Annotated in this window: 2 protein-coding genes; both read right to left on the bottom strand. The window is 75.0% G+C overall.

The annotated features are described in order from the left end of the window. Positions 1-41: 41 nt before the first annotated feature. Positions 42-6,872: a type I polyketide synthase gene (locus KM933_RS10445; RefSeq protein WP_221350522.1), complete on the bottom strand. Its 6,831-nt coding sequence runs from the start codon at positions 6,870-6,872 to the stop codon at positions 42-44. After that, on the bottom strand, positions 6,869-11,029 hold the full coding sequence (locus KM933_RS10440; protein WP_221350520.1) for a non-ribosomal peptide synthetase: 4,161 nt from the start codon (positions 11,027-11,029) through the stop codon (positions 6,869-6,871). The genes KM933_RS10445 and KM933_RS10440 overlap by 4 nt, the downstream gene beginning before the upstream one ends. Positions 11,030-11,084: the final 55 nt, after the last annotated feature.

Here is an 11,084-nt window from a genome sequence, read left to right as displayed (position 1 = left end):
TTTCCGCGAGAGGTTCGGTGGTCGGGACGGGGCTGCCGGGCTCACCGCTCGGCGCGCACGGCCGCGAGGGCGCGGTCGATGAGAGCGGCGGTGCGCCGGACGGCGGGGTCGTGCAGCAGGGAGTAGTGGTGGCCTTCGACGGTGTGGGCGTCGACGGGGCCGCCGACGTGCGGCAGCCACCCCAGCGCGGGCAGGTCCCCGGCGTCGTCGACGCCCATGCCGACGCCCGCGTTGTGCGGTGAGCGGCGGGTCGCGGCGATGAGCAGCAGGCGGGTGGCCGGATCGGTGAGGTGTCCGGCCCGGTGCTCCGCCAGCGCCCGCAGGTGGCGCTCGAAGACCTCCAGTCTGGTGTCCGCGGTGTCGCGCGGGCCGAGCAGCCCGGCCGACCGCAGGCGTTCGGTGACCGCCCGGCGTACCGCCGCCGGGGTCGGGGCCTCGCGGATCGTGTCCGCGTCCGTGCCGAGGTCCAGGTCGAGGTCGAGGAACGCCTCCAGTGAGCGCAGGTAGCGGACGGCCGCGTACGTGGTGTCCTGGACACGGTCGGCTCCGCCCAGCGCTCGGATGCGGTCGGGGGTGTTGGAGTCGATCATGACGAGGAGGTCGGTCCGCTCACCGCGGCGTTCGAGCTCCACGGCCATCTGGTGGGCGACCGTGCCGCCCATCGACCAGCCGCCCAGCAGGTAGGGGCCGTGCGGCTGGTGGGCGCGCAGCGCGGCGAGATAGCGGTCGGTCATCTCGGCGATGGTCCGCGGCCCGGTGCCGCCGGTCAGGGCGGGGTCGGTGAGGGCCACCACGGGCCGGCCGTCGGTCAGGAGCCGCGCGAGTTCGCCGTAGCACAGCACGTCCCCGCCGGAGGGGTGCATCAGGAACAGGGGACGGTCGCCGTTGCCGTGGTGCAGCAGCATGGCCGCGTCGGCGTCGGGGGTCGGGTTCCCACCGGCCGGGGCGGCGGTCCGGGTGATGCCGGCGGGTGCCGGCTGTTCGGGTTCCGGCGTCCGGACCGGGGCGGCGGGTGCGGGGCGGGGCTCGTCGAGGTCCCACGCCCAGGGCGCGTCGGCCAGCCGGCGCACCCGCTCGGTGTAGGCGGCGAAGGCGGCGTCCACCCCGTCGGCGGGCAGCGCGTCCTCCAGCACGTCCCACTGGAGCAGGAGCGCCCCGCGCTGCTCGATCACCTGGTGGTCCAGCCAGGTCTGCGGGGTACTGCTCACCCCGTACACCGGTGTGCCCGCCCAGTCCAGGTCGTGTCCGCCGCCGAGCGGTCCGGACAGGCCGAGGGCGCTGGTGAAGACCACGGGCACGGACTCGGAGCGGCCGGTGCGCGAGGACTTCTCGGCCAGCAGGTCGAGCGCGGAGAACTCCCGGTGGTCCAGATCCTCGAAGAGGGTGCGCTGGGCCCGTACGGCGGCGTCGGCGAAGCGGCGGGTGTCCGAGCGGTCCACCTCGTGCAGCATCAGCGAGGTGAAGTCACCGACCACGGCGTCCGCCCCGGGCAGGTGCGCCGGCCGGTCGAAGAGGGTCAGGGTGACGGAGAACCGGTCCTGGCCCGACCACCGGGCGAGTGCTTCGCCGTAGGCCGCCAGCAGGACGGCCGTGGGGGTCAGCCCGCGCCGGGCGGCCTCGGCCTTCAGGGCGTCCCAGCGGTCCGGCTCCAGGCGGGCGGTACGGCGTGCGAAACGGGGCCGCTCCCCCGGGCCGCGGTCCTGGACGGGCAGCGCGGGGGCGCCGGGCAGGCCGTCCAGCCGGGCGCGCCAGTAGGCGGCCGCACGTGCGTGTCCGGGGCCCTCGGCGCGGCGTTCGAGTGCGGCCACGCAGTCGGCGAAGGTGGTCTCCAGCCGCGGGAGCGGTGCGTCGGGATCGCGGTAGAGGGTGCGCAGTTCACGGTCCCAGAGCAGGTAGCTGGCGGTGTCGCACACCAGCACGTCCACGTTGACGAACAGGCGGACGACGTCGTCGGGCAGCCGGGCGGCCCGGATGTCGACCAGGGGCCAGCGGCCCGGGCGGGGTTCGCGGCGGACCATGCGTTCGCGGACGCGTTCCAGTTTCCGGGCGCGTTCCGTGTCGTCGTCCTTCGTCAGGTCCTGGACCCGGATCCGGTAGCGGGGCACCTTGTCGAGCACCCGGTTGCGTCCTTCGGGCGAGACGACCGCGCGCAGCATGGGGTGACGGGCGATCACCGCGTTCCACGCGGATTCGTAGCGGTCGGTGTCCAGGCCGGGGCAGTCGTACTCGAGATGGAAGGAGCACGGGACGTCGCCGAGCCGGTAGCCCCCCGACCCACCGATCCAGTAGGCGTGCTGCACCCGGGTGAGGGGGAACTCCCGCGGTCCGTCGCCGGCTCGCGAAGCCGCGTCCACCGTGTCCTGCGGCCCGGAGGAGGGGCGCCGCGGCTGTCCGCCGGGCAGCATCGGGGCCAGCGCCGCGACCGTCGGCCGGGCGAGCAGGTCCTGCAGGCGCAGGTCGGCGCCGAGGTCGTCGCGCAGCCTGGCGAGCATCCGGGTGGCCAGCAGGGAGTGCCCGCCGAGTGCGAAGAAGTCGGCGTCGCGGTCGGTGACGGGGAAGCCCAGCAGATCCGACCAGACCTCGGCCAGCAGCGTCTCCGCGTCACCGGCGAGCCCCGTGCCGTCCCGCGACCCTCCCGCGGGCGCGCTTGACGGAGGTACGGCGGAGGCGGGCGTGGCGGAGGCGGGTACGACGGTGGGCGTGCCCGCGGTGCGGGGTGCCAGGTCGGCCGGCGAGACGGCGACGGAGGCCGGCGCGCGGCCCCGGGCCGCGAGCGCCAGCAGCCGGTCCACGGTGCGCATTCCGTCGGCGAGACCGATCGAGTGCCGGGACGCCACGGTGCGTTCGCGCCCACCGGGGCCCACACGCCAGCCGTCCCAGGCCACGCTGATCCAGCGGGGCGAGTTCGGGGCGGCGGCCTGCTCGTGTTCGGCGAACGCGTCCAGGTAGCGGTTGACCGCCGCGTACGGTGCGAGGCCCAGGCCGCCGACGAACGCCGTGGCCGAGGACATCAGCAGCACGGTGGCGGGGCGGCGCCCTGGCGGAAGGGCGTGCACGGCGGTACGCAGGGCGAGGGCCGCGGTGATCTTGGCGTGTGCGTGGGCGCGCACGGCCTGCTCCCCGGTGGCCCGCAGGGGGGAGACGGCGGCGGAGGCGACCACGCCGGCGGCGTGCACGACCAGGTCCAGCGGGCCGTCCCGGTCGGTCAGTTCGCGCAGCAGCGCCGTCGTGGCGGCGGCGTCCGCGGCGTCCGCGGCACGGACTTCGATGTCGGCACCGGACGCCCGCAGGAGACGTACGGTCTCGGCCCGTTCTGCCTCGTCGCCGCCGGGGGCGGGGGCCGGGTGCAGTCCGGTGCGTCCGGTCACCACGACCCGCCGCCCGGAGCGGGCCAGGTGTCCGGCCAGGGCCAGACCCACGTCCCCGAGGCCGCCGAGCACCACCGCCGTGCCCGTCCCGCCGTCGGTGCCGGCGGGTTCCTCCGGGGCGGGGTCGGAGGGCCGCCAGGGTGTGACGCCGCGCGTCCAGCGGTGTCCGCCGCGGACGGCGCACTCGGTGCCGCTCGGTCCGCCGGACACCAGGTCGGCGGCCTCCGCGAGCACGGCCTCCACCTCGGCGGTGGCCTGCGGTCCGGCCGGCAGGTCCAGGGAGCGCCAGCGCAGGCCGGGGAACTCCTGGGCGAGGACGCGGGGGACGGCGAGAGCGGCGGCGGCGTGGGCCGCGGGCCGGTCGGCACTCTCCACCTGCTGGGCGTCGTGGCTGAGGTGCAGCAGACAGGTGCGGTGCGCCCAGGGGGCGGTGACGCGCGCCACCGCCGCGTAGCGCAGGACCGACGCGGCGACGGTCACGGCCGGGTCGGTTCCGTCGGCGGGAACCCCGGCGCTGTCGTCGTGCGGGCCGATCACGACGATGCCGTCGTACGGGGTGTCCGGGTCCTGGGCCGCGTCGTCGACGGTGCCGGTGTGGGCCCCGGCGGCGGCGAGCGCGGCGCGCACCCGCTCGGCCGGCTGCGAGCCCGGCGGGCCGTCCACGAGCCAGCGGCCCCGCAGCGCCGATCGGTCCGCCTCAAGAGGAGGTGTGCGCCGCCAGACCGGCAGTTGGAAGGGTTCGGACTCGTCCGGGGCGCTCTGCCCGGCGCGGTGACCGTGGTCGGCTGCCGTCGCGACCGGTGCAGCGGTCGACGGGCCCGCGGCGGGCGGATCGATCCAGAGTCTGCGACGGGTCAGGGGCAGGCCGGGCAGGGTGATCCGGCGACGTCCCGGGCGGTGCAGGGCCGCCGCGTCCAGGTCGACCCCATGGGTCCACAGCTCTCCGGCGGCTGCGAGCAGCGCGGCCCGTCCTCCATGGGGTTCTTCGCGGTCGGGGAAGGTGGCCAGGGTGGCCAGGGGCGGACGATCGGACTGCCGGCGGGCCAGTTGGAGCAGAGCGCTGCCCGGGCCGGCCTGTACCAGGATGGCCGGCCCCTCGCCCAGTGCGGTGGCCAGGGCGTCGGAGAAGCGCACGGTGGAACGCAGGTGCGCCACCCAGTGGTCGGCGCCGGGGGCGGTGTCCAGCAGTTTCCCGGTGAGGGTGGTGGCGAGGGGGATGCCGGGGACAGCCGGCCGGACGGTTTCGGCGGCCGCCCGCAGTTCCGGCAGGACCGGGTCGACCAGGCGGGAGTGGGCGGCCGCGTCGAGGGAGAGCCGTACGGTGCGTTCGCCCCGTGCCGTCAGGGCGAGTTCGAGCGCGGAAACCGCCCGCTCGGGTCCGGAGACGACGCAGGACCGCGGGCCGTTGACGGCGGCCAGGTCCAGTTCCGGATGCTCGGTGAGCAGGACGCCGGCCTGCCGCTCGGTCAGCGGGACGGTCAGCATCGCCCCGCCGCCGGCCGCCCGGGACATGCCGTGCGAGCGGACCGTCACCAACGTGGCCGCGTCGGGCAGGGACAGGGCTCCGGCCAGGACGGCGGCCACGTACTCACCGAGGCTGTGACCGACCACGGCGTCCGGTTCCACACCCCAGGAGCGCAGGGTGCGCGCTGCGGCCAGGGAGACGGCGAAGAGGGCCGGCAGGCCGTGCGCGGGGTCGCGCAGCAGCCGTCGTGCCCGCTCGTCGGACGGTTCGGCCGTGATCAGGCCGGTGAGGCCGATGCCGGTGCCGTCGTCGAACAGGTCGGCGCACTCGCGCACGGTGCGGGCGAACTCGTCCTCTTCTGCGCACAGTTCGCGGCCCATTCCCGCGTACTGCGCTCCGCCGCCGGGGAAGGCCAGCACGATTCGGGGCGGGGTGGGACCCGGACGGCGCCGGGAGGCGGTGCGCAGGGCCCGGCTGTCGGCCTCCCGCTGTCCGGTGATCACCGCGGCGGCACGGTACGGCAGCGTCGTGCGGCCGGTGTGCAGGGTGTGGGCGGCATCGGCGGCATCGGCCGCCGTGGTGTGCAGGGCGGTCGCGGTGGCCTCGGTGAGGCGGGCGAGTGCGTCGTCGCGGTGCGCGCTCAGCAGCGCGAGTTGCGGACGTGGGTCGGCGGGGGGTCCGGGCCGGACGGGGGCGCTGCCCAGGACGACGTGGCAGTTGGTGCCGCCGATGCCGAAGGAGCTGACGCCCGCGTACCGGGGGCCGGTCCAGTCGGTGGGCTCGTGCACGACGGTGAAGGGTGAGCCGTCCAGCTGGAGGTCGGGGTTCAGGGGCAGTGCGTCCAGGGTGGGCGGCAGCACACCGTGGTGCAGGGCGAGCACCGTCTTGGCGAAACCGGCGATGCCGGCGGCCGAGTTGGCGTGTCCGATGTTGCTCTTGACCGATCCCAGGGCGCACCAGGCCGGACCGGTGTCGCCGAAGACCCGGCGCAGCGCGGCAACCTCGACGACGTCGCCGAGGCGGGTGGCGGTGCCGTGGGCCTCGACGTAGCTGATGTCCCTCGGCGTGAGCCCGGCGACGCCGAGCGCCTCGGTGACCACACGGGCCTGTCCGCGCGGTGAGGGAGCCGTGAACCCGGTGCGGTCCCCGCCGTCGTTGTTCATCGCCGAACCGTGGAGGACGGCCAGGACCGGGTCGCCGTCGGCGAGGGCGTCGCGCAGTCGGCGCAGTACGGCCACGCCGACGCCCTGGGTGTGCACGATGCCGGTGCCCTCGGCGGAGAAGGTCCGCACGCGGCCGTCGGCGGAGAAGATGCCGTCGGGGACGTGGAGGTAGCCCCGGCCCTGCGGAACGATGAGGGAGGACCCGCCGGCCAGCGCGGTGTCGCACTCCCCCGCCAGCAGGGACTGCGCCGCCAGGTGGACGGCGACCAGGGAGGTCGAGCAGGCCGTGCCGACCGCGACGGCGGGTCCGGTGAGGGCGAGGCGGTGCGCGACGTGCAGGGGCAGGTAGTCGGCCACTCCGGCCAGGGCCGCCTGCAGGCTGCCGACGGGGTCGGTGGCGGAGGCCCCGTACCGGTCGGCCAGGTTACGGGCGAGGTAGTCGCTGTGGGCGGCGCCGGCGAAGACACCGACGGCACCCGCTCCGGCGCCGCCGCCGTGCCCCGCGCTCTCCAGGGCACGCAGACACGCTTCGAGGAAGAGTCTCTGCTGGGGGTCCATCAGGGCCGCTTCGGCGTCGGCCAGGCCGAACGGCTCGGGGTCGAACCGGTCCTGTTCGTCGATGATCCCGCTGACGGGTACGTGGGCCGGGTTGGCCAGCAGGCGCGCGGGCAGACCGCGTTCGGCCAGTTCCCGTTCGCTGTGCCGGGTCAGTCCGCTGCGGCCGTCCACGAGCAGGTCCCAGTACGCCGCAGTGTCGGGCGCACCCGGGAACCGACAGTCCAGCGCCGTGACCGCGATCAGATCGTCGGCGCCGTCCAGGCCATCGGGCCGGGGAGTGTCCGGCAGGCGTCCGGGAAAGGAGGTCGATCCGGTCATCGCATGTTCTCCTCGGCCAGGGCACGCGCGGCGACGCGGGAAATTCTGCGCGTGGGCCGTGCGGTGTGCGGGGTCGCGGGCGGGGTTTCGGGCGGGGAAGCGCGGTCGGCGGCAGCGGGGTCCGGGGCGCTCTGGGCGGTGATGCGGGCGGCCAGAGCGGCGACGGTGGGGTGCTCGAACATGTCTGCGAGCATCAGGCGGGGGGCCACGCTCTCGCGGAGCCTGCGGTGGGTGAGGACCAGGGTGAGGGAGGTCGCCCCCAGCTCACCGAAGGTGCTGTCCGGTGTCACCGGCACGTCCGTGAAGTCGGCCAGGACGCCGATGAGCGTCTTCAGTACGGCCGGATCGACGGAGGCGGCCGGGCCTGCCCCGCGGCGCCGGGGTGCCGTACGGGATTCGGTGTCGTGCCGGTCCGGGGACGGTGCGCCGGACCCTGTCGCCGAGGCGTCCGTGGCCCCCGGCGAGTGCGTGACGGCCGGGGCGGCGGGCGAAGCTGTGGCTGTGGAGTCGATTCCGTGGGGGTGCCAGGCCACCTCTGCGAGTCCCCCGACGGCCAGACGTGGTTCGGCGGTTGTGCCGTCGGCGGTCCGCGCCACGTGCCGCAGCCAGTGGGCGGAAGCCTCCAGCGCCTGGTCCGGGCGCAGTCGTCCGGGACGGACCACGAGGGCGGCCTCCAGTCCCAGGGCGGCAGCCTCGGCCAGCGCGGCGGTGACCCATCTCTCGGCCCCGGCGGCGGTGGCCGGGCCAGACCCGGTGGCGGACCGCGCCGCACCTGCCCCCGGACCGTCGGCGGACTCCGCCCGTTCGGTGATGGCCGGGCCTGACCCGTCGGCGGTAGCGGTGTCCGCCGGCCTGGTTCCGGCCGGGACGGCGGTGAGCGCCGCGTGGTCGATCTTGCCGTTGGCGGTCACCGGCAGCTGGTCCAGGATCACGAACCGGCTGGGCACCATGTAGTCGGGCAGCCGCTCCCGCAAGGCCTCTGCCAGCTGCTGCGCCGTGGGCGGTTCGCTCGTTCCGCGGGGCGAGAGGTGCGCGACCAGCCGGGGCCGCCCGTCGGGTCCCCGTACGGACGACACCACGCACTGGCGGACCGCCGGATGGCGGGCGAGTACCGCTTCCACCTCGCCCAGTTCGATGCGGTGCCCGCGGATCTTCACCTGCCGGTCGACGCGCCCGAGGAACTCGATGGTGCCGTCCGCGGTCCACCGGCCGAGGTCTCCGGTGCGGTACAGCCGGCGCCCCAGTACGGGGTGGACGGCGAACCTGTCGGCGGTCTGGAGCGGGTCGCCGGTGTAGCCGCGGGCCAGTCCGTCGCCGCCGATGTGCAGCTCACCCGCCTCGCCGACCGGGCAGGGCGAGGCGTTCTCGTCGAGGACGAAGAAGCTCTGTCCGCGCAGCGCCCTGCCGTAGGGGATGCTGCGCCAGCGCGGGTCGGTGTGCTCGACCGGGTGGGTGATGGACCAGATGGACGCCTCGGTGGCGCCGCCCAGGCTCATCACCTTCGCCTGCGGTGCGAGGCGGCGCAGGCGGTCGGGCAGGGTCAGGGGGATCCAGTCGCCCGAGAGCATCACCAGGCGCAGGGTGTGCAACGCCTCGGTGGCTTCGTCCGGCTCCATCTCCGCGTATTCGACGAGCATTTCCAGCAGGGCGGGGGCGGTGTTCCACACGGTGACGCCGTGCCGTCCGGCCTGTTCGAGCCAGTGCTGCGGATCGCGTTGCCGGGCGGGGTCGGGCAGCACCAGGGAACCGCCGGCGCCGAGGACGCCGTAGATGTCGAACACGGACAGGTCGAAGCTGAGGGCCGACAGCGCCAGCACCCGGTCGTCGGGGCCGATGGCGAACCGGTCGACGATGTCGTCGATGGTGGTGCGCGCGGCCCGGTGCTCGATCTCCACGCCCTTGGGGCTGCCGGTGGAGCCCGAGGTGAAGATGGTGTAGGCGATGTCGTCCGGGCGCGGGGCCTCGGGGCGCGGGCCCGTGGACGACGGCGCGGACCGGGCGCCTGCCACGGCGCTGCGGGCGGGCCGGCCCGCAGCGGTGAGGCGATGCACGGTGACCCCCTCGGGCCAGTCCGTCTTCACCCCTCGCCCGGTCAATGCGTGCCGCACGCCCGCCCGTCGGCAGACGGCGGCGATGCGCGCGTCCGGCCAGGAGGTCTCGACCGGCAGGTAACCCGCCCCGCTCAGGCTGACGCCCAGCACGGCGGTGATCTGTGCAGAGCCTTTTTCACAGGCGACGGCGACCATTTCACCGGGGCCCACTCCGTGCGCGGCCAGCAGGGCCGCGGTGGCGGCGGCGTTGTCCGCGAGACGGGTGTGGGTGACGGCGGAGGAGGTGGTGAGCAGGGCGGGCCGGCGCGGATGCCGCCGGGCCGCGTCGACGAGCGGATCGTGCAGCAAAGGGCCCGCGGTCCCGAAGGGGCTGACGTCCAGTGGTTCCTCGGGGTGGAAGGAGGGGTCCCAGCCCAGAGCCGGATCACGCCAGGCGCCGGGTTCCGTCAGGGTGCGGAGCAGGCGTACGTAGGCGCCGAGCAGGGCCGGTGTCCAGCCGTCGGGGAAAGCTCCCTCGACGGCGTCCCAGGCCAGGCGGAGCCGTCCTCCCTCGTCCCACACGATGTGGTCGAGCAGGACCTGGGGGGTCTGGGAGATGCCGTACACCTCCTGGCCGAGCCAGGCGGCGGGGGATGCCCCGTCGCCCGCGAGACCCACCCCGCTGGTGAAGACCACCGGGTGGCTGGGAACTCCCACGGGCTGCGACTGCGGGGCACGGGCCCGCAGTTCCCGGAGCACTTCGACGCCGGAGACGGACCGGTGGTCCAGGTCCTCCCAGAAGCGGTGGTTGACCGCGGTGGCGTAGTCGGCGAAACCCTTCCAGTCGGCCGGACGGAACCGGGGGGTGCCGACCAGGGCGGTGGTGGTGAAGTCACCCACCACGTCCTTCGCCCCGCTCCCGTCCTCCGGACGGTCGAACAAGGTGGTGTTGAGGCATATCCGCTCTCCGGCGCCCCACCGGCCGAGTACGACGGCGAAGGCCGCGAGCAGGGCGGCGGTCGGGGTGACAGCGTGCTCCGTACATCGGGCACGCAGTTCCGACCAGGTCCCGGCATCGAGTTCGGCGGTGGAGCGGACGAAGCGCGGCGGGGTGGTGTCGACGGGGTCGCGCAGCACGGGCAACCGCGGTGCCGGCGGCAGTTCGGGGGCGCGCTCGGCCCAGTAGGCGCGGTCGCGTGCGCGTCGGGCCGCCCACTCGGGGTCCGCGGACCGGGCACGCTGGAGGTCGGCGAACCGGGCCGACGGCTCGGGAAGCCGGCGGTCGGGGTCCTCGACGAGCAGGCCCCACTGGCGCATCAGGAGCATCCAGCCGGCCAGGTCGGTCAGCAGCACGTCGACCCCGACGTGCAGCCGGGTCCGGCCGTCGGACAGCAGCGTGGCGTGGATGTCGAACAACGGCCAGGAGTCGGTGGGACGATTCCGGTGGGACCGCTCCCGGCGTCGGGCCGTCAGGGTTTCCTCCACCCGCTCCGCAGGCTCGTGGCGCAGGTCGGTGCGGCCGATCCGGTAGGGGCCGGGAGCAGCGGCGATGCGCTGGCGGCCCCGGTGGTCCACCGTCATGCGCAGCATCGGGTGGTGTTCGACCAGCCGGTTCCAGGCTGCCTCCAGCCGGTCCACGTCCACGAGCGGGTCCGTGTCGCCGGGCGTGCGGTCGTACTCGTGGTAGTAGTACGTGGCGACCCCGCCCAATGGCATGCCCTCGGCCCGTCCTGCGAGGTACGAGGCCTGAATGGGGGTCAGGGGGAAGGCGGCGCCCTCCGGCTCCGCGGTGTCGTCCACGACCTCCGCGGCGCCGCCTCCCGTCCCCGCGTGTGCGTCCGGGGCGGCGGACCCGGGACACGCGGAGTCCTGGGGCACTTGTGCGGCGAGCAGGAGGTCCGCCACCGCGCGGACCGTCGCGCCGTCACCGAGGAAGGCGGTCAACGGCAGGTCCTGGCCCGTTCGTTCACGGATCCGCCGCCTCAGCCGGACCGCGGTGAAGGATTCGAGTCCCAGGGACGCGAGCGGAGTCGTCAACGCGTCCTTCTGCGGTGGTGTGCCGAGGACGTCGGCTACGCAGTCGACGACGCGGGCAAGGGTGTCTTCACTCGGCACAGGCTGGTTCATCCGGTCTCCGTGGTGGCGGCAGGCAGGAAGGCGCTTCCCCTCCCCCGGGCAGGGG

This window comes from Streptomyces beigongshangae (assembly GCF_019710745.1).
Taxonomy (GTDB): domain Bacteria; phylum Actinomycetota; class Actinomycetes; order Streptomycetales; family Streptomycetaceae; genus Streptomyces; species Streptomyces beigongshangae.
This window is presented reverse-complemented; position numbering and strand designations above follow the sequence as displayed.

Coding starts and splice junctions, on each gene's coding strand:
- KM933_RS10445 (WP_221350522.1), bottom strand. CDS start 6,872: ATGACCGGATCGACCTCCTTTCCCGGACGCCTGCCGGACACTCCCCGG.
- KM933_RS10440 (WP_221350520.1), bottom strand. CDS start 11,029: ATGAACCAGCCTGTGCCGAGTGAAGACACCCTTGCCCGCGTCGTCGAC.